Source organism: Mangrovibacter plantisponsor (assembly GCF_003182475.1).
GTDB lineage: Bacteria > Pseudomonadota > Gammaproteobacteria > Enterobacterales > Enterobacteriaceae > Mangrovibacter > Mangrovibacter plantisponsor.
The window spans coordinates 12,643-38,055 of the sequence record NZ_QGTS01000004.1 but is presented as its reverse complement, the minus strand read 5'-3'; the positions used below and the strand labels follow the sequence as shown (position 1 = coordinate 38,055).

The window sequence follows — 25,413 nt, the reverse complement described above, 5'->3', positions numbered from 1 at the left end:
TTATCCTGATGACCCGTCAGTTCACAGATTTGTGGCGCGGGAGGAGCGAAAAAAATGAGTCAATCTGCTGATAACATTCAGCCCTGCTATCCCTTGTTCGAGCAGGATGAATACCAAGATTTGTTCCGGAGCAAACGGGCCCTCGAAGAAGGCCATGACCCAAAACGTGTCCAGGAAGTCTTTGAGTGGACTACCACTCAGGAATACCAGGATCTTAATTTCAAACGCGAAGCCCTGACCGTTGACCCGGCCAAAGCCTGCCAGCCATTAGGTGCAGTGCTGTGTTCCCTGGGTTTTAGCAATACTTTGCCGTACGTCCATGGTTCTCAAGGCTGCGTGGCATATTTCCGGACCTACTTTAGCCGCCATTTTAAAGAACCCATTGCCTGTGTATCGGATTCGATGACCGAAGATGCAGCGGTGTTTGGTGGCAATAACAACATGAACAGCGGATTGGAAAATGCGGCTGCATTGTACAAACCAGAGATGATAGCCGTATCAACGACCTGTATGGCGGAAGTTATCGGTGATGACCTCCACGCGTTTATCGGTAACGCGAAAAAAGACGGCCATGTTCCTGAAGATATGCCCATTCCATTTGCCCATACGCCGAGCTTTATCGGCAGCCATGTGACGGGCTGGGACAACATGTTTGAGGGTGTTGCAAAAACGCTGGCGGACCCGAATAAACCTGCAGCGCCAGGCACTCGCCAAAAACTGAATGTGGTAACCGGTTTTGAAACCTATTTGGGTAACTACCGGGTTATTAAACGCATGATGGCGCAAATGGGTGTCGCCTGCAGCATTTTGTCAGACCCGTCTGAAGTGCTGGATACCCCGGCAGATGGCCACTACCGCATGTACGCGGGCGGCACCAGTCAACAGGAAATGCGTGAAGCAGGTGATGCTATCGACACCCTGCTGTTGCAACCCTGGCACCTGACTAAAACCAAAAAAGTGGTTCAGGAGTTGTGGAACCAGCCTGCAACGGATGTCGCGGTTCCGATTGGCCTTGATGCGACAGACAAACTGCTGATGACCATCAGTTCACTGACCGGGAAGCCCATTGCCGACAGCCTGACTCAGGAACGTGGCCGGTTAGTCGATATGATGATTGACTCCCACACCTGGTTGCATGGTAAACGCTTCGCACTGTATGGCGACCCGGATTTCCTGATGGGGATGACGCAGTTTTTAATGGAACTTGGCTGTGAACCTACCACCGTGTTGTGCCACAACGGCAACAAGCGCTGGATGAAAGCCATGAAAAAAATGCTGGCAGATTCCCCGTACGGGCAGGAAGCTGAAGTGTATATCAACTGCGACTTGTGGCATTTCCGCTCATTGATGTTCACCAACAAGCCTGACTTTATGATTGGTAACTCCTACGGCAAGTTTATTCAGCGCGACACACTGGCAAAAGGTGAGCAGTTTGAAGTGCCACTGATTCGCCTGGGCTTCCCGTTGTTTGACCGCCATCATTTACACCGCCAGGCAACCTGGGGCTACGAAGGCGCCATGACCATCCTGACAACCCTGGTCAACGCCGTCCTCGAAAAACTCGACAGGGATACCATGAAACTCGGCAAAACTGACTACAACTTTGACCTGGTTCGTTAACGGTTTATGTCGCTGATCAAAGACCCGATACTTTGTCGGGTCTGATAATGAGGAGGATGCCCTGTGCCAATGGTGATTTTTCGTCAGCGCGATCAGGCGCTGTATTGCTACATAGCAAAACTTGATCTGGAAGCCAAAGTGACTGCGGTCGAGTTTGATCAGCATGACAACTGGGGCGGCCGGATTGAGCTGGAAGGCGGTCGGGCATATCACGTCCACCCGCAGGTACCCAGACCCGTTTTCCCTGTTTCACTTCGGGCCACACGTGCTGCGTTATAACAGGAGCAAGACAATGTCCAGTGATGATGAACTGTTCTGGCGTCTGTTTGCACTGATTCAGGTGCTGCCAGAGCTTCCCCCTAAGCAGGTGATTAGCTGGCTGGGCGGCGATAAAGCACCATCGCCCTCGTTAAGCTGGCTGGAAGGGCTGTCCATTTCGCAACTGGAAGCCTCCTACCCTGGTGATGCCGACTGCATGACATTTGCCCGCTGGCAACAGGTTTCGGCCTGCCTGCACGGTGAATTGCCTGAGCATTTAAGTGTTGTGCCGCCCACTCACCGGCCAGCGCAAATTCAGGCGGCATTTGCCTCTCAGGATGGTCTCAACATTGATGGTCACTTTGGCCAGTGCCGGTTGTTCTTTATCTATGGTTTCGATGAAGACGGTTACTGGTTAACCGGGTTGCGTCGTTTCGCGGTAGTTGCTGACCAGGAAGATAACGAGACCCGGGCACGGCTGGTGGACGACTGCCAGTTGTTGTTTTGTGAAGCAATAGGCGGGCCGGCTGCGGCAAGGCTGATTCGCTATAATATTCACCCCATGAAAGTGACAGCCGGAACAACCATAGAGGATCAATGCCAGAGTGTGCTGCAGATGCTGACCAGCAGCCTTCCACCCTGGCTGGCACGCCGCCTCGGCCGGGATAACCCGCTGGAGCAACGTGTTTTTTGATATCGGCAACAATTCATTAAGTTCGGCAAAAAAACATTGCGAGCAGCAATGGATAAGCGGCTAACAACCGCAGGGTGTCACCGCCAGGTGCACCACAAGTAGTACGTGATTCACACACTTCGGCGACAGACACTGTCGCCATTTTTTTGTGATGTCCATTCCTTTTGTTATAAAACCTACAAAATTAAAACTTTAAAAATCAATAAGTTGATTATGGAATGACTCTTGCACCTTACTTGTTACTGGGCCAACAACAAGGTGAGACTGCAATGAAAGGTAATGAAATACTGGCATTACTTGATGAACCTGCCTGTGAACATAATCACAAGCAGAAAATGGGATGCAGCGCACCCAAGCCCGGTGCGACTGTTGGCGGTTGCGCTTTTGATGGCGCCCAAATCACACTCTTACCTCTTGCGGATGTTGCGCATCTTGTTCACGGGCCAATCGGCTGTGCAGGCAGTTCATGGGATAACCGTGGTAGCCAGAGTTCCGGGCCGGAGATTAACCGCCTGGGATTCACCACCGACCTGAGCGAGCAGGATGTCATCATGGGGCGCGGAGAACGCCGCCTGTTCCACGCCGTTCGGCACATTGTGCAGCATTACCACCCCGCGGCAGTCTTTATTTACAACACCTGTGTACCGGCAATGGAAGGTGATGACATAGAAGCGGTATGCCGGGCTGCAGAGCAGGATACAGGAACACCTGTGGTGTGCGTTGATGCGGCCGGTTTTTACGGCAACAAAAACCTGGGTAACCGTATTGCCGGCGAAGTGCTGGTGAAAAAAGTGATAGGTCAGCGTGAACCCGCGCCCTGGCCTGAGGGCAGCCCGGTTGCACCGGAACATCGCCATGATATTGGCCTGATTGGCGAGTTTAATATTGCCGGTGAGTTTTGGCAGGTACAACCCTTGCTGGATGAACTGGGCATCCGGGTGCTTGCCAGCCTTTCCGGCGATGGCCGTTTCCAGGAAATCCAGACCATGCACCGTGCGCAGGCGAACATGCTGGTTTGTTCCCGGGCATTGATTAACGTAGCCCGCCAGTTGCAGGAGCGTTACCAGACACCCTGGTTTGAAGGCAGTTTTTATGGGATCCGCGCAATGCGGGATTCCTTACTTAAACTGGCGGCACTGCTCAACGATGACGATTTGCTAACGCGCACCGAAGCAGTTATTGCCCGCGAAGAAGCCTGGGTTGAACAGGCATTACAACCTTATCGTGCACGCCTGGCTGGCCGCAAAGTGCTGCTTTACACCGGCGGTGTGAAGTCCTGGTCAATTGTTTCGGCACTCCAGGATTTGGGAATGCAGGTAGTGGCAACCGGCACCCGGAAATCAACCGAAGAAGATAAGCAACGGATCCGCGAGTTGATGGGGGAAGACGCCATCATGCTCGAAGAAGGGAATGCCCGCACTTTGCTGGATGTGGTGTACCGCTACAACGCCGACATGATGATTGCGGGTGGGCGCAACATGTATACCGCATGGAAAGCCCGCCTGCCGTTTCTGGATATCAACCAGGAGCGTGAACATGCCTATGCCGGTTATACCGGCCTGGTGGCGATGGCACAGTCGTTGTGCCTGACGCTGGAAAGCCCTGTCTGGGCGCAATCCCATCAACGTGCGCCCTGGCTGGGCTAAGGCTGTGTTATGGCAACCGTAATTCGTAATCAAAAACCGCTGGCAACCAGCCCAATTAAAAGTGGGCAACCTCTCGGCGCTATTCTGGCAAGCCTGGGGCTGGAGCATTCGATGCCGCTGGTTCACGGCGCACAGGGGTGCAGCTCTTTTGCCAAAGTCTTTTTTATACAGCACTTTCGCGAGCCGGTTCCCATTCAGTCAACCGCCATGGATCCCACGACTACCGTGATGGGCTCTGACGACAATATCGTAACGGCACTGACGACACTATGCGGCAAACACTCCCCCGGCATGATTGTGCTGATAAGTACCGGGTTGTCCGAAGCGCAGGGGGCTGATTTATCTCGGGCAATTGGGCAATTTCGGGCAACGGAAACGCGCTTTAAGTCTGTCGCATTGTTGACAGTCAATACGCCGGATTTTTATGGCTCGCTGGAAAATGGGTTTAGTGCGCTGGTGGAGCAGGTTATCACTCAGTGGGTGCCTGCTGAGCCGCAACCCCGCCAACGTAATAAACGGGTAAATATTTTACTGAGCCACAGTACCACCCCCGGTGATATCGAGCTTATTCGCACCTATGTGGAGGCGTTTGGCCTGCAACCTGTGATCCTGCCAGATTTGTCAATGTCGATGGACGGCCACCTGGCGACCGGCGATTTCACCCCGGTCAGCCAGGGGGGAACGCCACTGCGGGCGATTGAACAAATGGGGCAGAGCATGGGCACTATCGTCATTGGGGGCTCATTAAGCCGCGCTGCCAGCCTGATACAACAACGCAGCCGCGGTGACGTGCTGGCTCTGCCTCATTTAATGACACTGGCACAAGTCGATAAGTTTATCAGCTATTTACACCAGCTTGCCGGGCATGATGTACCTGAATGGATAACCCGCCAGCGCGGGCAGTTGCAGGATGCCATGATTGACTGCCACTTATGGCTTCAGGGCAGGCATATTGCGCTGGCAGGTGAAAGTGATGTGCTGTCTGCATGGTGTGATTTTGCTGTCAGCCAGGGCATGGTACCCGGCCCGGTGATTGCAGCCACTAACCAGCAGGGCCTGGCAACGCTGCCGGTAGACCAGGTCAAAATTGGTGACCTGGAGGATATGGCACACCTGCTGGAGGCATCACCGGTTGATTTACTGGTGTGTAACTCCCACGGGGCAGACCTGGCAAATCACATGAAGATCCCGCTGATTCGTGCCGGCTTCCCCATCTATGACCAGATAGGCACTTTCCGGCGTATGCGCCAGGGCTATGCCGGTATCCGTGACACGCTGTTTGAACTGGCGAATCTGATGCAGGAACGCCATCACCACACGCCAGTATGGCGCTCTCCTCTGAAACAACAATTTGCCGGCGCAGCCGATAAGGAGCAGGTCCATGCATCCTGTTAACCGTAATTTTCGCACTGTGTGCACCAGCGACTGGTCAATGCGTGTGGCATTCGCCAGTTCAGATTATCACCATGTTGACCAACATTTTGGTGCCACGCCCCGGCTGGTGGTGTACGGCGTGCGCGAAGACCAGGTGACACTGCTGAAAGTGGTCGATTTTACAGTGGTATGTGGCCACCAGGAGCAAAAGCTCAACAGCCGTATTGAGGCTCTCGAAGATTGTGTATCGCTCTACTGTGTGGCAATTGGTGATGTGGTATTTCGCCAGTTACTACAGGTGGGGGTGAGAGCGGTGCGTGTCAGCCAGGGAACCCCGATTGCACAGTTGCTGGAACAGATCCAGGCGTGCTGGGCGGAAAACGAACAACGCACCCAGCGCCGCCAGCGTGAGCCAGACCGTTTTGACAGGCTGCTTCAGGAAACACACTGGGAAGAAGACGCCAGCCAGTAAGTTGATGTCATTTCTGTGACAAACCCGACATAAATGCCCACATTGCGAATTTGCAAACCTGACAGTTTTTATATTTCGCATTGTTTTAAAAAGAGTTTTTAGGTGGCATCGCATTTGCTGATACCTAAAGCGCAGGCTGACAAAACACAGCAGGCGACACGACAACAACGGGGGTTACTCCCCCTATTGGGAGCCAGGCTATGTGGAATTACTCAGAAAAAGTGAAAGACCATTTTTTTAACCCGCGCAACGCCAAAGTGGTGGCGGATGCCAACGCTGTGGGCGATGTAGGCTCACTGAGTTGTGGCGATGCATTACGGCTGATGCTGCGGGTTGACCCTGAAACCCGGGTGATTCTTGATGCCGGGTTTCAGACCTTTGGTTGCGGGAGTGCCATCGCGTCATCATCCGCACTGACGGAACTGATTATCGGCCATACGCTGGAAGAAGCCGGGCAACTGACCAACCAACAAATTGCCGACTATCTCGATGGCCTGCCACCGGAAAAAATGCACTGCTCGGTTATGGGCCAGGAGGCATTGCGAGCCGCTATTGCCCAGTATAACGGTGAAACCCTTGAAGATGACCACGAAGAAGGTGCGCTTATCTGCAAATGTTTCGCGGTAGATGAAGGCCAAATTCGCCGGGCGGTGCTTGCCAACGGGCTGACCACTTTGCAGGAAGTTATCAACTACACCAAAGCGGGTGGGGGATGCACAGCGTGCCATGAAAAAATTGAACTGGCACTCGAACAAATTCTTAAAGAAGCCCCGGCAGTTGCAACCCAGATAGCGGTACCTGTTGCAGCAGAAAATGACCCGGCCTGGCAGACAGTAGCCGATACCGTTGCGGAATTACGGCCTTATATCCAGGCGGACGGTGGCGATATGTCACTGGTCAGTGTGGAAGGGAGCCAGGTGCGCGTCTGCCTGAGCGGCAGCTGCAGTGGCTGCATGATGACCGATATGACACTGAGCTGGCTTCAGCAGAAGTTGGTTGAACGGATGGGTTGTTACATGGAAGTGATTGCTGCCTGAGTGTTTATTGACTGAGAGAGGAAGTCGGAATGAAACCTGTTTATCTTGATAATAATGCAACTACGCGTCTTGACCCGATGGTGCTCGAAGCAATGATGCCTTATCTCACTGAGCATTATGGTAACCCGTCCTCTATTCATGACTTCGGCGGGCCGGGACGCGTGGCACTGGCCCGGGCAAGGGCACAGCTGGCTACGTTATTAGGCGCAAGCTATGAAAGTGAAATTGTGTTTACTTCTTGTGCCACGGAAGCGACATCTACCGCTATCCATTCGGCGGTGACCCTGGCGCCTGAGAAAAAAGAGATAATTACGACGGCGGTGGAACACCCTGCGACGCTCGCGGTTTGCGAAAACCTTGAACGCATGGGGTATACCATTCATCGCCTGGCCGTCAATGAGCAAGGGGCGTTGGATCTGGAGCAGTACCGCGCTCTGCTAAACCCCAATGTCGCGCTGGTCACTGTGATGTGGGCCAACAATGAAACTGGCGTGGTTTTCCCTGTGCCAGAAATGGCGGAGATGGCCCATGAGCAGGACATCCTCTTTCACTGTGATGCAGTGCAGTTTGTTGGGAAATGCCCAATATCGCTGGCAAATACCGCCATTGATATGCTTTCCTGCTCCGGCCACAAATTCCACGGGCCAAAAGGCATTGGTGCGCTGTATATCCGCCGCAATACACGTTTCCGCCCCTTCCTGCGTGGCGGGCACCAGGAGCGTGGCCGCCGGGCTGGCACCGAAAATATCGCCGGTATTGTGGGAATGGGCGCGGCCAGTGAGCTGGCAGATATTCATATGCCCATGATGCAAAGTGGCATTGAAGCGCTGCGCTCGCGCCTGGAACAAGGCCTGGTGGCGCAAATTCCTCATGCACTGGTGATGGGCCAGGGCCAGCCAAGAACCCCCAATACACTGAATATCGCGTTTGAGTTTATCGAGGGGGAAGCCATTTTACTGTTGATGAACCAGGTGGGGATTGCGGCATCAAGTGGCAGCGCCTGTACCTCCGGGTCACTGGAGCCTTCCCATGTGATGCGGGCAATGTCGATTCCCTACACTGCGGCCCACGGCAGTATTCGCTTTTCTCTGTCACGTTACACCCGCGAGAAAGAGATTGATTACGTCATTGAGCAACTCCCGGCGATTGTTTCCCGGTTGCGTACACTGTCGCCTTACTGGCAGGAAGGTAAGCCAGAGGCGGCGATTACTCAGGACTTTTTGCCGACTTACGGTTAAGGCAGGTCTGCGATGGATGTGGTGATTAACGATACAACATTGCGGGATGGCGAGCAGAGCCCGGGCGTTGCGTTTTTGGCTAACGAAAAGTTAGCCATCGCCCGGGCACTGGTGATGGCCGGGGTAAAAGAACTGGAAGTAGGCACGCCAGCGATGGGCGAAGAAGAGTGCCGGCGCATTCGCGAATTGCGTGAGCATTTGCCAGACACGGCAATGATGACCTGGTGTCGAATGAATGCCCCGGAAATTCTGGCGAGTGCTGAACTGGGTATGAACTGGGTGGACATCTCCATTCCGTCCTCCGGTTTTTTGATGTCATACAAGCTGCACCAGCCCTGGTCCGATGTCGCCGCGCGCCTGAAAAAGCTGATTATGCTGGCTCGTGAGCAGGGCATGCAGGTGTGTGTCGGGTGTGAAGACGCATCAAGGGCCACTGATGATGAACTGCAACGTATTGCCGAACTGGCTGGTGAGGCCGGGGCACAGCGCCTGAGGTTTGCCGACACGCTGGGAATTATGGATCCCTTCAGTACCTGGAACCGCATTTCCACCTTGCGGTCTCACTGGCCTGGCCAACTGGAAATGCATGCCCATAATGACCTGGGTCTGGCAACTGCCAATACGCTCGCTGCAGTGCGCGCCGGAGCAACCCATGTCAATACCACCGTGCTTGGGTTAGGTGAGCGGGCAGGAAACGCCGCCTTAGAAAGTGTGGTGGTGTCACTGATGACCTGCCTTGGCGCCAGCAGTGGTGTTGACCTGACACACCTGTACGACTTGTGCCAACTGGTAGCGATTGCCGCGGGCAGGTCGATTGATGCCCAGCAGCCGCTGGTGGGGGGCCAGGTCTTTACCCATGAATCGGGCCTGCATGTGGCGGCGTTACTGCTCCATAAACAAAGCTACCAGGGAATAGACCCGGCGATCCTGGGGCGGGAATATAACCTGGTGCTGGGCAAACATTCCGGGCATCAGGCGGTAAGCGGTGTCTTCGCCCGCATGGGATACATATTGAGCGAACAACAATGTGACTCATTACTGCGTGCAGTACAGGGGTTTGCTGAGCGCCTGAAACGCAACCCGGGTGATTTGGAGTTGTTACAGATGTACCAACAAACCTGCCCGGGTGACCTGGCCTGCTCTGGTTAAGGGGGCAATGATGGAGTGGTTTTATCAATTACCTGGCGTTAATGCGCTGGATTCGCTGGAAAGCTTTTTCTCCTTCTTCGAGGTGCCCTGCGAACCTGAACGCTTACAGCGTGCATCGGTACTAATCCTGCGCGAGTTTCGCCAGCGCCTGCAGGACGCAGTTCCATTGCGTAACAGCCTGGAAAGTGACACTGACCCGGGTTGGCAACTGGCCCGCCGTTTGCTCAATGAAAGCTATCTTGCGGTCTGCGAGGATCAAGAGGCATCTTATGAATAAACCACGGTTTTCCTTTGGTGATGAAGTCCGCGTGGTGCGCACGGTACGCAATGACGGTACTTATCCTGGCCTGCAAAAAGGTGATCAGCTAGTGCGCCGGGGCAGTATTGGTTATGTGAGGGAATGGGGGGTGTACCTGCAAGAACATATTGTCTACCAGGTGCATTTTCCCTCTGAAGGCCGGGTGGTAGGGTGCCGCGAAAGTGAACTTATCGCCGCAGAAGTTTTTTGGGACGCCGGGTTATTCCAGTACGGCGACCAGGTTGAAGTCAACGCGACACTGACCCTGAAAGGGCAGGTTGTTGCGGCACCCGGCGCGGTTGGCAAGATAACAGCCACTGGGCAAGGCTTGCAGGGCGAAAGCTTTACTGTTCAGTTTGGCGACCGTTTTTTGCAAGTGCCCGCCCGGTTACTGCGCCAGGTGGAGGCCGGATGAATACAGCTCAACTGCCCTGGCAACGCTTTGCTGCACTGCAACTGGCCAAACGCCACTGGCAATGCCTGCCTGAAGAAATCCCTGTTGCTGAACAGAGCGCTTTTCAGGCACAGCTTACCCGGCAAATGGCTCTGGAACTGGCAATTTGCCGTCATTACCCGGCCGATAATTCAGTGGGGCAACTGGCGGCGCTGGTGCGCAAAGAACAGGCCGGTTTTATGGATACACATGGGTTTACTCATGACGAACAGCAGGCGGTTGCTGTCCATCAGGCGCATGTAACTTCGGTGATGAACCGGGTTGCCCGCAAGGCTCCGCCGCCCGATGACCAGGAAGTGGTTGCCTGGTACCAGGCGAATGCAGCGCGTTTTTGCCGCCCGGCCCAGAGAAAAGCACGGCATATTCTCCTGACTTGTGACAACGATGAGGACAGGGCCCCGGAACGCGCGCAAATTGCCGCAATTGTTCAGGCTGTTACTGAATCCCCGGGCTGCTTTGCCGACCAGGCGTTGCGCTTTTCCCATTGCCCCAGTGCAATGGAAGGTGGATTACTGGGCTGGATAAGCCCGGGGTTGTTGTACCCGGAGCTCGACAGTTGCCTGTTTTCCCTTGAAAAAGGCCAGTTGAGTGAGGTGGTGGAAACAGTGCTGGGGTTGCATCTTTTGCTGTGTGAGGACATTCGCCCTGCTGAAGCGCTGGATGAAGCGGTGGCGCTGGAAAAATCACGCGCCTGGTTAACTGAGCAGGCAAGAAAACGTTACCAGCAGCAGTGGCTGTCCAGCCTGTTAACGTTACCGGCAGCACACTGAGTACTCTCTGCCAGCAGGCAGAGAGTCGTACATTTCAGGCAAACAATGGGGTAATTTGTTCCAGCCAGCTATCCAGGCGCTCTTCACTCAGGTCATACTGGTTATCCTGATCGAGAACCAGGCCCACGAATTTTTCACCAATTAATGCAGCAGAATGGTTAAAGCTGTAGCCTTCATTTGGCCAGTCACCAATCAGTTTCGCGCCACATGCGCTCAGTACGTCATACAAGGGTTTCAGTGCACTGACAAAGTTATCCGGGTAAGCCACCTGGTCACCCAGACCAAATAAGGCAATGTGTTTGCCACTTAAGTCCACACCTTGCAATGAATCCAGGAACTCCAGCCAGGACTCGGACTCACAACCAGACTCAATACCCGGTAACTGCCCGTCACCTAATGTAGGCGTTCCCAGCATTAACACCGGGTAAGACAAGAATGCCTCCAGCGATGTCCGGTTGATGTTTACGGGGGTATCTGCCGCGTCTCCCAGCTTTTTATGAATCAACTTCGCAATCTTGCGGGTTTTCCCCGTATCAGAACCAAAAAAAATGCCGACATTTGCCATAACTGACTCCTCAGGTGAGCTCAGCGCCAGGAATCTGACGCCATGATTTTCACCTGATAGTGCGAACAACGTGCCAGAGTTTCAGGTGCACAAAACTGGCGCAAAAATGCACTAAAAGTGATCGGAATAGCAGGAGTGGCAAGCAAAACAGTGAGCAAACAACACGGTGGATCACAGCCTGACGATGAAAAAGCGGCCAAAATTTGCGCTACGTCAATACCCATGCATATATCAGGTCTATTCCCCGCCTGATTGCACGCTTTTCGCATGTGTTATCCGTAACCAATTTTGTTGGCTTTACGCACCAAACATTGTCGCAAACGTGACACCAGGTAGTGAATAAGGGGGAGAGGATGAGTGATACGTTATCGTTCGTATCGGATGTTTATCCACAGAGCGAAATTGCCGATACGTTGCTACACCAGCAAAATGCACTGTTCACCGCGCTGGTGGCACAATCCGCTGTGGCAATCTCTCTTACTGATGCCGACGCGCGTATTGTCTATTGTAACAATGCATTTTGCCAGTTAACGGGTTATACCGCCTCGCAACTCATTGGGCAAAACCATCGCATTCTGGCAAGCAGGCAAACACCGCGCACCGTGTATGACGAAATGTGGCACCACCTTACTCAGGGCATTCCCTGGCGCGGGCAGCTGATTAACCAGCGGTGTGATGGCAGCCTTTATTTAGGTGAAGTCGATATCACGCCCATTTTCGGTGGCAGCGGGAAAGTTGATTATTTTCTGGCGATGCAGAAAGACATCAGCGACAACTATGCGCTGCAGCAACGCCTGCGCAACCATATGACCTTAATTACCGCCGTGCTAAATAACATTCCGGCAGCCGTGGTTGTGACTGATGGAGAAGGCAAGGTAGTAATGGACAACCTTGCCTATAAAACGCTGTGTGCGGATTGCGGTGGTATGGAAGCCCTGTCTTTGCTTGGCTACCAGCATAATGAAGCCCGCCAGCAGGAAGGCAAGATTCTGCCGCTTATTGTGCGGGGGAAACGGCGCTGGTTCAACCTGAGCTACTGGCCTTTACCCGGGGTAAGTGAAGAAGCGAGCCGCTATTTTACCGATAACGCACAGCCCCGCACACTGGTACTGGTGAGCGACTGCACCGAACAGCATCAACAGCAGCAACAGGGGCGTCTTGACCGCCTGAAACAGCAGTTAACTTACGGGAAATTACTGGCGGCGATTCGCGAATCAGTCGATGCAGCCCTGGTGCAACTTAACTGCCCAATCAATATGCTGGCCGCTGCCCGCCGGTTAAATGGCGATGAGCATGGCAATATGGCGCTGGAATCTGCCTGGCGTGAGGGCGAAGCCGCTGTCAGCCGCCTGCAGGCATGCCGCCCGGAATTAGATAATGAACCACCAGGATGGTGGCCTCTTAAGCCGCTACTGGCCGATCTTTCTGCGCTTTACCATACCCGATTTCAACCTTGCCATACGCTGAATGTCTCAATCGAAGACAGTGCGATACAGGCCTTCGGGCACCGAATTCAGGTGCTGGCTGTCCTGAGCCTGTGGCTGGACCGTGCACTGGTCCTGGTACAGGAATTACAACCTTTTCAACTGGAAATGCAAATAATTGGCAGCCGTGATGAGCGCGGGCTGACTCTCTACCTTACTGACAATATTCCCGTCCATCGGGCGCGATATAGCCACAATCAGACGACAGCAACCGGCCCGGGGCAGGGCATGGAACTGCGCCTGATGCAAACCCTGGTTGCCAATCACCAGGGGGCTATTGACCTGACATCTGACCCCGAAGGCGGAAGTTGCTTAACTATCAGGCTGCCGTTGCCGGCAGCTCCGACAGGAGGTACAAAATGACCCAGTCCCCGGATACGGGCAATGTCGTTTGGCGTTTTGATCTGTCGCAACAATTCACCGCAGTTCAGCGTATCAGCCTTGAACTCGGCCGCTGCAACAGTGTCAGCGATACTCTGCAGGCAGTTTTACGTATCCTGCACGACGATGCGTTTATGCAACACGGTATGATATGCCTGTTCAATCATGAACGAGGCGCTCTTACTGTAGAGGCTTTGCATTGTGACAGGCAGCATGTTGTCGGCAGCAGTAGCCAGGTTCGTTACCGTCCTGGCGAGGGACTGGTTGGCACAATTCTGAGTTCTGCTCAGTCCGTTGTGCTGCCGCGCGTGGCAGATGACCAGCGCTTTCTTGACCGGTTAAGCCTGTATGATTACGACTTACCTTTCATTGGCGTGCCTATCCCTGGAGAAGATAAACCGATTGGTGTTCTGGCGGCACAACCGATGGCGCTGTTTGAATCACGCCTGCCTGCCAGCACGCGCTTTTTAGAAACCATTGCCAGCCTGATTGCACAAACAGTCCGGCTCACGCACTACAGCCAGCCGAAAACCACAACCGCCGCACCACAACCGTCTCAGCCAGTAAATTGCCAGACACCACGCGGCTTCAGTTTCGAAAATATGGTGGGTAGCAGCCCCACCATGCGACAAATTCGTGAGGTTATTCAGCAGGTTGCGCGCTGGGATACGATGGTGCTGGTGCGTGGAGAGAGCGGCACGGGTAAAGAACTGGTTGCCAATGCAATTCATTACTCATCGCCACGAGCGGCTGCTCCTTTTGTAAAATTCAACTGCGCGGCGCTGCCGGATAACTTGCTGGAAAGTGAGCTGTTTGGCCACGAGAAAGGGGCGTTTACCGGAGCAGTGCGTCAGCGGAAAGGGCGTTTTGAACTGGCAGACGGCGGCACACTGTTTCTTGATGAAATTGGTGAAAGCAGCCCGTCTTTCCAGGCCAAATTGTTGCGTATCCTCCAGGAAGGGGAAATGGAGCGTGTGGGGGGTGACGAAACCCTCAAAGTGAATGTACGTATTGTCGCCGCGACTAATCGGAACCTGGAAGAAGAAGTGCGGGCCGGGAACTTCCGCGAGGATCTCTATTATCGCCTGAATGTTATGCCGGTTTCCCTTCCACCCTTGCGGGAACGCCAGGACGATATCGACCTGCTGGCACGGCATTTGGTGAATAAAATTGCCGCGCATCAGGGGCGTTCATTACGTATTACCGATGGCGCCATTCGCCTGTTACTGAACTATGCGTGGCCGGGCAATGTACGGGAACTGGAAAACTGCCTTGAACGTGCGGCAGTGATGAGTGACAACGGTGTAATAGACCGCGACGTGATTTTGTTCAACCACAATGAGGCACTGCCGCTGGTCAGCAAAATGACCGCCAGCCCGGTGCCTGATGAAGACTGGCTGGATCAAAGTCTGGATGAGCGGCAGCGTATTATTGCGGCGCTGGAAAAAACGGGCTGGGTTCAGGCGAAAGCCGCCCGTTTGCTGGGTATGACGCCGCGTCAGGTGGCCTACCGTATCCAGATTATGGATATCAACATGCACCGTTTCTGAAAAATATTGTGATCTTTGGCACATTGTCAGGTCTGTGCGACAATACTGACAATTTTTTATGGCAAGGATGCTATTTAACTGTATGTTTTTAATGGTTTTAATTTCTTTAAGAAACTGGTTCAGCCTTTGCAATAGTGGGATATCATTCACGAACCGGAAGAGATTATGGCGCCTTGTCCTTCATCACAAACCGCGCGTAGTTGCCGCACAGACAACAGTGCTCAGTTCACTGCGCTGCAGGCCAGCAAAGTTGCGCATCACCCGTGTTACTCATCCAGTGCACATCACCAGTATGCCCGCATGCATCTGGCCGTGGCGCCAGCCTGTAATCTGCAATGCAATTACTGTAACCGTAAATATGATTGCAGCAACGAATCCCGTCCGGGAGTGGTGTCACAAGTTCTGACACCGGAACAGGCTGTGGCAAGAGCGGTCGCAGTTGCCAGTGTAATGCCGCAATTGTCAGTGGTGGGTATCGCCGGTCCTGGCGACCCGCTGGCCAATATTGGCCGGACATTTTCCACACTTGCGTTACTGCGCGAACAGTTACCTGATGTGAAGCAGTGCCTTTCTACGAATGGCCTGATGCTACCGTCCGTGACCGACCGCATTATTGATAGCGGCGTGGACCATGTCACCGTCACTGTTAACGCCATCGACCCGGATATTTCTGCACAAATCTACGCCTGGCTGTGGGTGGACGGTGAGCGCTATAGCGGCCGTGAGGCCGGGGAAATCCTGCTGGCACGGCAGGAAGAAGGCGTCAGGAAGCTGACAGAAAAAGGCATACTGGTGAAAATCAATTCCGTGTTGATTCCAGGCATTAATGACCGGCATTTGGCCCGGGTAAGTGAGGCTGTCCGTGGCTGGGGGGCACTGTTACACAATGTGATGCCACTGATTGCAAGGCCTGAACATGGCACGGTGTTTGGCCTTAACGGGCAACCGGAACCCGACAGCGCGATGGTGGATGCAGTACGTGCCGAATGTAGCCCAATGATGCCGCAAATGGCGCATTGTAAACAGTGCCGCGCAGATGCCATTGGCATGTTGGGGGAAGACCGTAGCCAGAGCCTGCCGTTGGCAGAAATGGAAAAACAGGCGCGCCCGGGCCCGGATCAGGTACATAAACGTGCCGCCATCCAGGCGCGTATTGCAACCCGTGGTGCTTCCGATGACCCGTTAGCCTGCCTGGTTGCGGTAACCACTTCCCGTGGCGATGTGATTGACTGCCATTTCGGGCATGCTCAGCGGGTACAGATCTACAGCCTCTCAGATGCCGGTGTGGTACTGGTTAATGAGCGTTTTATGCCGCAATACTGCAAAGGGCCGGATTCCTGTGAAGCTGAAGGTGAAAGTACTCAGGCACCTGAAGTGCGCATGGCCGCAATACTGGCGCTGCTTGGCGACGTAAAAGCCGTATTCAGTGCCCGTATTGGTTATGGCCCCTGGGTGAAACTGGAACAGCAGGGGATTCAGCCTTGTATTGAAGGTGCCTGGCAGAATGTAACAGACGTGCTGAGCCGGTGGTGGGAGGCACGCCGCCAGGCAGGGAATTTGCTGGATGAACAGGGGGCAGCCTGATGCCGGAAACCCTTTACTGGTTACAACGCCTGTATGACAACTATGCCAGCGGGCGCGGGCATTTTCCTGAATTAATGGGCCTCGATAGCGGGGCCTGGTCTCTTTTGTCGCGCACTCTGCAATGTGATGAAACACCGCCTGTGGCAGCGGAGATAGCGGCCAGGCGCTCTCTGGCTACCACTTTGTTACAACCACGCCTGGCGGAGCGCGACCAGCTGGCTTTGTGGCTGAAAGGGTATGCACAAAGTCCGTTGCCTGTGCACTGGTTGCTTGCCAGTGCCGCAATGGGTTTCAACCATTTGTGGGAAGACCTGGGGCTGGACTCCAGAGCGGAACTGGGGGAATTGATGCAGGATTGTTTTCCACAACTGGTGGTAATGAATGATAAAAAAATGCGCTGGAAAAAGTTCTTCTACCGCCAGCGCTGCCTGCAGCAGGAAGGCGACCTGGTTTGCCGCTCACCAAGTTGCGACGACTGTTGTGAGTGGGTGCATTGCTTTGCGCCTGAAGGTGAGCACTGACAGGGTGTAATGCGTGGTTACGGTTTATTTAACTGGCTGATTCTAAAATAATAAAATGGCGGACATTCGGAGCGCTTCGGCTATATCTCATTTACTTGACTGGCGTTCACTTATATACTCCTCAAAATTTTGGAAAACCGCAACCAGACGGACTTCATGTACCAACCTGTCGCGTTATTTATCGGGCTACGTTATATGCGTGGCCGTGCAGCAGACCGCTTCGGTCGTTTTGTTTCCTGGCTTTCTACCATCGGTATTACGTTGGGTGTGATGGCGCTTGTCACAGTACTTTCTGTGATGAATGGGTTCGAAAAAGAACTGCAAAACAATATCCTTGGCCTGATGCCTCAGGCTGTCATTTCTTCGTCTTCCGGGTCCGTTAACCCCGCAAAACAACCTGCCAGTGCATTGCACCTTACTGGGGTGAAACGGGTTGCGCCGTTAACCACCGGTGATGTCGTTCTGCAAAGTGCGCGCAATGTTGCGGTTGGCGTAATGCTGGGCATTGACCCCGCTCAGGCTGACCCGCTGACACCCTACCTGGTGGGCGTGAAACAAAGCCAGTTGGCACCAGGGAAATACAACATCATTCTTGGCGAGCAGCTCGCCGGGCAGTTGGGGGTGCGCACAGGCGATGAAGTTCGCCTGATGGTGCCATCTGCCAGCCAGTTCACCCCAATGGGGCGGATCCCCAGCCAGCGCCTGTTCACCGTTATCGGGACATTTGCGGCGAACAGCGAAGTCGATGGCTACCAGATGCTGGTTAATATCGAAGATGCTTCCCGTATTATGCGTTATACCCCTGGTAACATTACCGGGTGGCGGTTATGGCTGAATAACCCGCTGGCGGTGGATACCCTGAGCCAACAGGCATTGCCAGCAGGCATGGTCTGGCATGACTGGCGTGAGCGCAAAGGCGAGCTTTTCCAGGCGGTGCGTATGGAGAAAAACATGATGGGGCTGTTGTTGAGCCTGATTGTGGCCGTCGCCGCATTTAATATTATTACCTCTCTTGGCTTACTGGTCATGGAGAAGCAGAGTGAAGTCGCTATTTTGCAAACCCAGGGGCTGACTCGCGGCCAGATTATGGCGGTATTCATGGTCCAGGGCGCAGGAGCCGGTGTGATTGGTGCACTGGCGGGTGCAGGGCTTGGCGTTTTGCTCGCCAGCCAGCTTAATACTTTGATGCCAATTATTGGTGCGATGCTGGATGGCGCTGCGCTTCCTGTAGATATTAACCCGGTTCAGGTAACAGTGATTGCGCTGGCCGCTATGGCTGTTGCACTGTTATCAACGTTGTACCCTTCCTGGCGCGCTGCCGCCACTCAACCTGCTGAGGCTTTACGTTATGAGTAATCCTAACCTGTTGCAATGCGACAATTTGTGCAAACGCTACCAGGAAGGTGCGGTACAAACTGATGTGCTGCATAACGTGAGCTTTGCCATTGAACCTGGCGAGATGATGGCGATTGTCGGGAGTTCTGGCTCAGGGAAAAGTACCTTGCTGCACTTGTTGGGCGGGCTGGATACACCGACATCCGGTGATGTGGTGTTTGGTGGTAAATCCCTGAGCAAGATGTCTTCTTCAGCACGTGCGGAATTGCGTAACCGCGAACTGGGCTTTATTTATCAGTTTCACCATCTGCTGCCCGACTTTACGGCGCTGGAAAATGTGTCAATGCCTTTGCTGATTGGCAAAGGTAAGCCGGCTGAAATTGAAGCGAAAGCCCGTGAAATGCTCGCGGCGGTTGGGCTGGAGCATCGTGGCCACCACCGGCCATCTGAATTATCTGGCGGTGAGCGTCAGCGTGTGGCCATTGCCCGTGCACTGGTAAATAACCCACGTCTGGTGCTGGCCGATGAACCCACCGGTAACCTCGATGCCCGTAATGCAGACAGCATCTTCGCGCTGCTTGGAGAACTGAACCGGCAACAGGGCACCGCATTTTTGGTCGTGACTCATGATTTGCACCTGGCAAAACGGATGTCACGCCAGTTGGAAATGCGTGACGGGCACCTGAACCCGGAACTGACTATTATGGAGGGCCGCTAATGGCGTCGCCTCTTTCTTTGCGAGTGGCGCTGCGCTTTAGCCGCGGGCGTCGTAAAGGTGGCATGGTGTCGCTGATTTCGGTGATATCCACCATTGGCATCGCTCTGGGTGTTGCGGTTTTGATTATCGGCCTGAGTGCAATGAATGGCTTTGAACGGGAACTGGATAACCGCATTCTGGCCGTTGTTCCACATGGTGAAATTGAGCCAGTAAACCAGCCTTTTGTGCAATGGAAGTCTGTTCTTGGGCGTATTGAGAAAGTTAAAGGTATTGTTGGCGCGGCCCCTTATGTGAACTTCACCGGGCTGGTAGAAAGTGGAACCAGCCTGCGTGCTATTCAGGTCAAAGGTGTGGATCCCTCGCAGGAAACCCATATCAGCGCTTTGCCGCAATTTGTGCAAAACCATGCATGGGATAATTTCCGTGCGGGTGAGCAGCAAATTATTCTGGGTAAAGGCGTGGCCGATGCACTTAAAGTTCATCAGGGCGACTGGATTTCTATCATGATCCCCAACTCAGACAGTGCCGGAAAACTGCTGCAGCCGAAGCGTATCCGCCTGCATGTCAGTGGTATTTTACAACTGAGCGGCCAGCTTGATCACAGCTTTGCCATGGTACCAATGGCTGATGCGCAGCAATATCTGGATATGGGAGACAGTGTTACAGGTATTGCCATTAAAGTGAAAGATGTTTTCCACGCCAATAAACTGGTGCGGGATGCCGGTGAAGTTACCAATGCGTATGTTTATATCAAAAGCTGGATTGGCACTTACGGCTATATGTACCGTGATATCCAGATGATCCGCGCAATTATGTACCTGGCTATGGTGCTGGTTATCGGCGTGGCCTGTTTTAACATTGTTTCCACTCTGGTGATGGCGGTAAAAGACAAAAGCAGCGATATTGCTGTATTACGTACTCTTGGCGCGAAAGATGGACTGATTCGTGCGGTGTTTGTCTGGTACGGTCTGATGGCCGGGTTAGTTGGCAGCCTGAGCGGTGTGGTAATTGGTGTGCTCGGTGCCTGGAATCTGACAGCCATCATTGGTGGGATTGAAAAATTAATCGGCCACCACTTCTTATCCGGCGATATCTATTTCATTGATTTCCTGCCCTCGGAACTGCACTGGGAAGATGTGGTGATTGTATTGCTGACCGCCATTGTACTGAGCCTGTTAGCCAGTTGGTACCCGGCACGGCGTGCCAGCCGGATAGATCCGGCCAGAGTGCTCAGCGGGCAATAAAAAGACGGAGTTGCAGGGAGAAGCGAAGGCTTCTACCCTGAAGACCAGAAGCGGAATTGCCGCTTGCCGCCCACAATAATGAGTGGCCGTAAATGGCCCTGTTTTTGAAGTTGCGCACTGTTTTGCTATGGGTTTAATTTGGCAAAGCTGTGCGCCTGGGTGAAGATGGAGAGGGCGTAGCCCGGCATTCAGGAATACAACCAGGGGTTGATATGCAATCGCGGCGTTTACACCAACAGTGTCGTTTCAAAAAAAATAAGCGTCGCCTCCGGGAGCGGTTACGCCAGCGTATTTTTTTCAGAGACAGAATGGTACCGGAAACGATGGAAAAACCAAAAGTTGTCGTCCTCACGGGCGCAGGTATTTCAGCAGAATCAGGTATCCGTACTTTTCGTGCAGCAGACGGGCTGTGGGAAGAGCACCGGGTGGAAGATGTGGCAACCCCCGAGGGGTTCGCACGAGATCCGAAGTTAGTGCAGGCGTTCTACAACGCACGCCGTAGCCAGCTTCAGGCACCAGACATAACACCCAATGCGGCTCACCTGGCTCTGGCACGCCTGGAAGCTGAATTAGGTGAGAATTTCTTACTGGTTACGCAGAATATCGACAATTTACACGAGCGTGCAGGTAATAAGCATATTATTCATATGCACGGTGAACTGCTGAAAGTACGTTGCTCCCAAAGTGGCCATATCTACAAATGGAACCAGGATGTAACGCCGCAGGACCGTTGCCATTGCTGCCAAATTCCGGCCGTACTACGGCCACATGTTGTATGGTTTGGTGAAATGCCACTGGGTATGGATGAGATTTACCACGCACTGGCCGGTGCTGACTACTTTATTGCGATTGGTACATCTGGCCATGTTTACCCGGCTGCAGGGTTTGTACACGAAGCACGCCTGCAAGGGGCACACACCGTAGAACTGAACCTGGAGCCAAGCCAGGTAGGTAACGAGTTCGAAGAGTGCCATTATGGGCTGGCAAGTGAAGTCGTACCGGAGTACGTCGAAAAATTGCTGCAAAGCCTGAAACAGGCCTGAGATACATGTTCTGTGAATAATAAAAAACCGCGGTAAACGCGGTTTTTTATTGCCTGAATGGGCCACTTCAGCGAAATCAGCCCAGGTCGTTGCGCATTAAATTAACGCCCGGCTTTCAGTTTTTGGTACAGCGATTCGTACAGCGTGCTGGCATCGCCCACATCATTTTGCCATTCACCTTTTTCCAGAGTGCTGGCGTCAGGGTAGAGCGATTTATCTTCAGCGATATTTTTTGGCAGGAGTTTTCGTGCCGCCAGGTTTGGTGTCGGGTAACCAATGGTTTCGGCAACCTGTTTGGCAATATCCGGGCGCAGCAGGAAGTTAATCAGCTTCAGTGCCCCGTCGACATTTTTCGCATTAGCCGGAATAGCCAGGTTATCCATCCAGAAAATCCCGCCTTCTTTCGGCCAGATGACATCCAGTGGAGTACCTGCCTGGCGTGCCACAAAGGCTGAACCGTTCCAGATCATACCCAGGTTAACTTCGCCTTCCATGTATGGGTTAGCCGGGTTGTCGGAGTTAAATGCCGCGACATTAGGCATCAGCTTTTGCAGTTCGTGGTATGCCGCTTCGATTTCTTTAGGGTTTGTAGTATTGCCAGAATAACCCAGTTTACGCAGAGCAATCTGGAAGACTTCGCGCGCGTCGTCGGTCAGCAACAAGCTGTTTTTGTATTTCGGATCCCACAAGTCTGCCCAACTGGTGACCGTTTTCGGGTCAATGGCATCGGTATTAACCCCAATGGCGGTTGCACCCCAAATATAAGGAATGGAGTAGTCATTGTTCGGGTCAAAAGGCTTATTGAGCATCGCCGGGTCAAGATTATGGAAGTTGCTCAGTTTGCTTTTATCAATCTTCTGCAACATGCCTTCTTTGCGCATTTTTGCCACATAGTATGTGGATGGCACTACCAGGTCATAGGCACCGGTTTTATACGTTTTCAGCTTTGCGTACATGGTTTCATTCGACTCATAAGTCGAATAGATAACCTTGATACCGGTTTCTTTGGTGAACTGCTCCAGCAGGCCCGGCGGCACATACTCAGTCCAGTTGTAGAAATAGACTGTATCTTTGTCGTTTGCATGGGCGGCGCTGGCACCCAGCATGAGCGCGCCAGCGGCAAGCAGGTGGCGTGACCATTTTTTCATTTTAACGTCCCCTGAATTTTCGTTTTATCACGAAGGATGAGTTGACTGACAACAACCAATGCCAGTGAGAGCACTAACAAAATGGTGGCCAGCGCGTTCACTTCAGGTGAAACGCCGACTTTTACCATTGAGTAAATCTTCAGTGGCAGGATTTCATAGCCCGGCCCGGTCACGAACGACGAGACAACTACGTCGTCCATCGACAGCGTAAAGCTTAATAACCAGCCTGCGGCAACGGCGGGCATCGCCAGCGGCAGAATAATCTGGCGTAAGATAGTCAGTTCACTGGCTCCCAGGTCTTTGGCTGCCTCCAGCATACGCACATCAAAGCCTTTGAGCCGGGAGTACACGGTGACCACGACAAAAGGCAGGCAGAAGGTAATGTGAGAAAACAGCAATGACCAGAAGCCCAGGGAAATGCCCAACAGCATAAACAGCACCAGTAATGAAATCGCCATGACGATATCCGGGGACATCATCACCACAAATAACATGCCACTGACGAAAGGTTTACCGCGGAAATGATAACGGTAAAGTGCAACAGCCGTTAATGAACCAATCAGTGTGGCAAATGTGGCAGAGAAAACTGCCATCGTCAGGGAGTGTTGTGCTGCCTGGATAAGGCTGTCGTTGTTGACCAGCAGGTTGTACCATTTCGTGGTAAAACCCTGCCAGTTGATCCCAAAGCGTGATGTATTAAACGAGTTAATAATCAGGATGATAATGGGAATATACAGATACGCATAAATAGCGGACATAAAACCGCCGCGCAACAGGCGACCGATCATTCCAGTTCCACCTTTTTATTCAGCAGGCGTGCAGCACGCCAGTAAACCAGCAGCATCAGGCCCATTACCAGTGTCAGAGTAATACTGGTGGCCGCGCCAAACGGCCAGTCGCGGATGTTCAGGAACTGGCTCTTAATCACATTACCAATAAGCAGGTTTTTCGCGCCGCCCATCAGGTCGGAGACATAAAACAGCCCCATCGCAGGCAACATCACCAACAGGCAACCGGCAATAATACCCGGCATGGTGAGGGGAATAATAATGCGCAGAAAGGTCTGGAATTTACTGGCACCCAGGTCTTTTGCTGCTTCCAGCAAAGGTTTATCCAGTTTTTCGATACTGGAGTACAGCGGCATCACCATAAACGGCAGCAGGATATACACCAGGCCAATAATTACCGCCGAAGGGGTGTACATAATGCGTATTGGGGTATCGATAATCCCGGTCCACAGCAGAAACTCGTTCAGGTAACCGCGGGTGCTGAGGAAAATTTTCAGCCCATAGATACGAATCAGTGAGTTGGTCCAGAACGGTACAATCAGCAGAAACAGCAATAACGGGCGGACTTTTTCCGGCAGGTGCGCCAGAAACCATGCGAAGGGATACCCCAGCAGCAGGCAGGCAAGTGTTGCCATCAATGCCATATTCAGCGAGTGCAGCAGCACTTCTGCATAGAGCGGGTCCAGCAGGCGGGTATAGTTATCCAGCGTGAATACCAGCTTGACGAAGTTGGCGTCATCACGCGTCAGGAAACTGGTGGCGATGATCATCATGTTGGGCAGGAAAACAAACAACAGCAGCCAGCCAACGATGGTCGCGATAACAATATTCTGGAATTTACGCGAGCTCTTCATCTGCCAGCACAACCTCCCAGCTTTCTACCCAGTTGATAGCCATTTTTTGATCAAGCGAGTGGTCAAAGTCAGGATCATCTTCGTTAAAAAATTCACTGACCATCACCATTTTGCCGCTTTCGAGTTCAACCGTGGATTCCAGCGTCATCCCTTTATAGTTACGCTCACGCACATAACCAATCAGCCCTTCAGTTTGCGCATGGCCATGTACTTCTTCAACCCGCAGGTCTTCCGGGCGCACCAGAACGTTCAGTTTTTGGCCGGGCTCGACCGGGAAATTGACATAAATATGGCATTCGTGGCCTTCTACACTGGCACGCACGCGTTGCTCATCCACACGCTCAATTGCTGTCGCAGAGAAGATATTTATTTCGCCAATAAAACTCGCGACGAATAAATTCTTCGGTTCTTCGTAGATTTCCCGCGGGCTGCCATCCTGCTCAATTTTCCCGTCACGCATAACCACGATACGGTCACTCATGGTGAGTGCTTCTTCCTGATCATGGGTAACAAACACGAAAGTGATACCGAGTTTACGCTGCAAGGCTTTGAGTTCATTTTGCATCTGCTTGCGTAACTTGTAGTCCAGTGCCGACAACGACTCATCCAGCAACAACAGGCGCGGTTTATTTACCACGGCGCGAGCAATGGCCACACGTTGCTGCTGGCCACCAGATAACTGGTGTGGTTTACGCTGGGCAAAGCTTTCCAGTTGCACCATTTTCAGTGCGTCCATTACGCGCGGGGAAATCTCCGCTGACGGGGTTTTTTGCATCCGCAGCCCAAAGGCCACGTTATCAAACACCGTCATGTGCGGGAAAAGGGCGTAGCTCTGGAATACAGTATTGATATGGCGCTGCTCGGCTGGTACCTGAGTGATATCGTGATCCTCAAGGCGAATAGCCCCGCTATCAACAGATTCAAGACCGGCAATCAGCCGCAGAACGGTGGTTTTCCCGCACCCGGAAGGGCCAAGAAGAGTCAGAAATTCGCCGTTATTGATGGTCAGTGATAAATCAGAAATAACTGTTTTACCATCAAATGATTTTTGAATCCCCGCCAGTTGCACTAACGGTGAGAGCGAACGTGATTGTGTGTTCAATTGTGCTTCAGTCCCTAAATGACGTATCAGTGCCGATACGGGGTTTGTGATTAACCACCTTGAGGTCGGGTTCATGATTAAGGGCT

General features: G+C 53.0%; 25 protein-coding genes. 20 read left to right on the top strand and 5 right to left on the bottom strand.

Going from position 1 to position 25,413, the window contains the following annotated elements; all coding sequences use genetic code 11:
• Positions 1 to 54 precede the first annotated feature (54 nt).
• The 12 genes from nifK (at position 55) to nifM (ending at position 11,010) form a co-directional block, all read left to right on the top strand.
• A complete protein-coding gene (nifK, locus tag DES37_RS07025) occupies positions 55 to 1,620 on the top strand; it encodes a nitrogenase molybdenum-iron protein subunit beta (RefSeq protein ID WP_110025353.1) in 1,566 nt (521 codons plus the stop codon).
• A 63-nt stretch (positions 1,621 to 1,683) separates the two neighbouring features.
• Positions 1,684 to 1,899 (top strand): NifT/FixU family protein, encoded by a 216-nt coding sequence (locus DES37_RS07020; RefSeq protein WP_036108271.1) that lies wholly within the window; start codon positions 1,684 to 1,686, stop codon positions 1,897 to 1,899.
• Positions 1,900 to 1,912: 13 nt separating this feature from the next.
• Complete coding sequence (locus tag DES37_RS07015) at positions 1,913 to 2,572, top strand: NifB/NifX family molybdenum-iron cluster-binding protein (RefSeq protein ID WP_110025352.1); 660 nt, start codon at positions 1,913 to 1,915, stop codon at positions 2,570 to 2,572.
• A gap of 269 nt (positions 2,573 to 2,841) precedes the next feature.
• A complete protein-coding gene (nifE, locus tag DES37_RS07010; protein WP_036108278.1) occupies positions 2,842 to 4,218 on the top strand; it encodes a nitrogenase iron-molybdenum cofactor biosynthesis protein NifE in 1,377 nt (458 codons plus the stop codon).
• 9 nt (positions 4,219 to 4,227) lie between these two features.
• Positions 4,228 to 5,613, top strand: coding sequence for a nitrogenase iron-molybdenum cofactor biosynthesis protein NifN (gene nifN / locus DES37_RS07005; RefSeq protein WP_110025351.1), 1,386 nt, complete (start codon positions 4,228 to 4,230; stop codon positions 5,611 to 5,613).
• Positions 5,600 to 6,064 carry a NifB/NifX family molybdenum-iron cluster-binding protein gene (locus DES37_RS07000; protein WP_036108283.1) on the top strand — a complete coding sequence of 155 codons (465 nt, stop codon included), beginning with the start codon at positions 5,600 to 5,602 and terminating at the stop codon, positions 6,062 to 6,064. Before nifN ends, DES37_RS07000 begins: the two co-directional genes overlap by 14 nt.
• A gap of 200 nt (positions 6,065 to 6,264) precedes the next feature.
• Complete coding sequence (gene nifU, locus DES37_RS06995) at positions 6,265 to 7,101, top strand: Fe-S cluster assembly protein NifU (RefSeq protein WP_036108286.1); 837 nt, start codon at positions 6,265 to 6,267, stop codon at positions 7,099 to 7,101.
• 29 nt (positions 7,102 to 7,130) lie between these two features.
• Entirely contained in the window at positions 7,131 to 8,339 is a 1,209-nt protein-coding gene (nifS, locus tag DES37_RS06990) for a cysteine desulfurase NifS (protein ID WP_110025350.1), read from the top strand.
• 12 nt (positions 8,340 to 8,351) lie between these two features.
• Positions 8,352 to 9,488 (top strand): homocitrate synthase, encoded by a 1,137-nt coding sequence (gene nifV / locus DES37_RS06985; protein ID WP_110025349.1) that lies wholly within the window; start codon positions 8,352 to 8,354, stop codon positions 9,486 to 9,488.
• A 7-nt stretch (positions 9,489 to 9,495) separates the two neighbouring features.
• A complete protein-coding gene (locus tag DES37_RS06980; protein WP_051691343.1) occupies positions 9,496 to 9,765 on the top strand; it encodes a nitrogenase-stabilizing/protective protein NifW in 270 nt (89 codons plus the stop codon).
• Positions 9,758 to 10,201, top strand: coding sequence for a nitrogen fixation protein NifZ (locus DES37_RS06975; protein ID WP_036108293.1), 444 nt, complete (start codon positions 9,758 to 9,760; stop codon positions 10,199 to 10,201). Before DES37_RS06980 ends, DES37_RS06975 begins: the two co-directional genes overlap by 8 nt.
• Positions 10,198 to 11,010, top strand: coding sequence for a nitrogen fixation protein NifM (gene nifM, locus DES37_RS06970; RefSeq protein ID WP_110025348.1), 813 nt, complete (start codon positions 10,198 to 10,200; stop codon positions 11,008 to 11,010). Before DES37_RS06975 ends, nifM begins: the two co-directional genes overlap by 4 nt.
• A gap of 34 nt (positions 11,011 to 11,044) precedes the next feature.
• Here the strand turns inward: nifM and DES37_RS06965 are convergent, their stop codons facing one another.
• Positions 11,045 to 11,575 (bottom strand): flavodoxin, encoded by a 531-nt coding sequence (locus DES37_RS06965; protein WP_036108299.1) that lies wholly within the window; start codon positions 11,573 to 11,575, stop codon positions 11,045 to 11,047.
• A 353-nt stretch (positions 11,576 to 11,928) separates the two neighbouring features.
• On the opposite strand from DES37_RS06965, the gene DES37_RS06955 reads away from it, so the two are divergent.
• The 8 genes from DES37_RS06955 to cobB all read left to right on the top strand — a co-directional run bounded on the left by DES37_RS06955 (position 11,929) and on the right by cobB (position 21,435).
• A complete protein-coding gene (locus DES37_RS06955; protein ID WP_110025346.1) occupies positions 11,929 to 13,422 on the top strand; it encodes a PAS domain S-box protein in 1,494 nt (497 codons plus the stop codon).
• A complete protein-coding gene (gene nifA, locus DES37_RS06950; protein ID WP_036108304.1) occupies positions 13,419 to 14,990 on the top strand; it encodes a nif-specific transcriptional activator NifA in 1,572 nt (523 codons plus the stop codon). Before DES37_RS06955 ends, nifA begins: the two co-directional genes overlap by 4 nt.
• A gap of 165 nt (positions 14,991 to 15,155) precedes the next feature.
• A complete protein-coding gene (nifB, locus tag DES37_RS06945; protein ID WP_110025345.1) occupies positions 15,156 to 16,574 on the top strand; it encodes a nitrogenase cofactor biosynthesis protein NifB in 1,419 nt (472 codons plus the stop codon).
• Positions 16,574 to 17,095 (top strand): nitrogen fixation protein NifQ, encoded by a 522-nt coding sequence (locus DES37_RS06940; protein WP_110025344.1) that lies wholly within the window; start codon positions 16,574 to 16,576, stop codon positions 17,093 to 17,095. The genes nifB and DES37_RS06940 overlap by 1 nt, the downstream gene beginning before the upstream one ends.
• Positions 17,096 to 17,251: 156 nt before the next feature.
• Positions 17,252 to 18,451 carry a lipoprotein-releasing ABC transporter permease subunit LolC gene (lolC, locus tag DES37_RS06935; protein ID WP_036108311.1) on the top strand — a complete coding sequence of 400 codons (1,200 nt, stop codon included), beginning with the start codon at positions 17,252 to 17,254 and terminating at the stop codon, positions 18,449 to 18,451.
• On the top strand, positions 18,444 to 19,148 hold the full coding sequence (gene lolD / locus DES37_RS06930; RefSeq protein ID WP_110025343.1) for a lipoprotein-releasing ABC transporter ATP-binding protein LolD: 705 nt from the start codon (positions 18,444 to 18,446) through the stop codon (positions 19,146 to 19,148). The genes lolC and lolD overlap by 8 nt, the downstream gene beginning before the upstream one ends.
• Entirely contained in the window at positions 19,148 to 20,392 is a 1,245-nt protein-coding gene (lolE, locus tag DES37_RS06925) for a lipoprotein-releasing ABC transporter permease subunit LolE (RefSeq protein ID WP_110025342.1), read from the top strand. The genes lolD and lolE overlap by 1 nt, the downstream gene beginning before the upstream one ends.
• Positions 20,393 to 20,604: 212 nt before the next feature.
• Positions 20,605 to 21,435 (top strand): Sir2 family NAD+-dependent deacetylase, encoded by an 831-nt coding sequence (gene cobB / locus DES37_RS06920; RefSeq protein WP_110025341.1) that lies wholly within the window; start codon positions 20,605 to 20,607, stop codon positions 21,433 to 21,435.
• A 101-nt stretch (positions 21,436 to 21,536) separates the two neighbouring features.
• On the opposite strand, the gene potD is transcribed toward cobB, so the two are convergent.
• From potD to potA, 4 genes are read right to left on the bottom strand one after another with little or no spacing between them, the layout of a single operon-like run.
• Positions 21,537 to 22,583, bottom strand: a complete 1,047-nt coding sequence (gene potD / locus DES37_RS06915; RefSeq protein ID WP_110025340.1) for a spermidine/putrescine ABC transporter substrate-binding protein PotD — start codon at positions 22,581 to 22,583, stop codon at positions 21,537 to 21,539.
• The gene (gene potC, locus DES37_RS06910) at positions 22,580 to 23,371 is read right to left on the bottom strand and encodes a spermidine/putrescine ABC transporter permease PotC (protein ID WP_036108326.1); all 792 of its coding nucleotides are present in this window, start codon (positions 23,369 to 23,371) and stop codon (positions 22,580 to 22,582) included. The genes potD and potC overlap by 4 nt, the downstream gene beginning before the upstream one ends.
• A complete protein-coding gene (gene potB / locus DES37_RS06905; RefSeq protein WP_110025339.1) occupies positions 23,368 to 24,225 on the bottom strand; it encodes a spermidine/putrescine ABC transporter permease PotB in 858 nt (285 codons plus the stop codon). Before potB ends, potC begins: the two co-directional genes overlap by 4 nt.
• On the bottom strand, positions 24,209 to 25,327 hold the full coding sequence (gene potA, locus DES37_RS06900; protein WP_425451692.1) for a spermidine/putrescine ABC transporter ATP-binding protein PotA: 1,119 nt from the start codon (positions 25,325 to 25,327) through the stop codon (positions 24,209 to 24,211). Before potA ends, potB begins: the two co-directional genes overlap by 17 nt.
• Between the last annotated feature and the right edge of the window lie 86 nt (positions 25,328 to 25,413).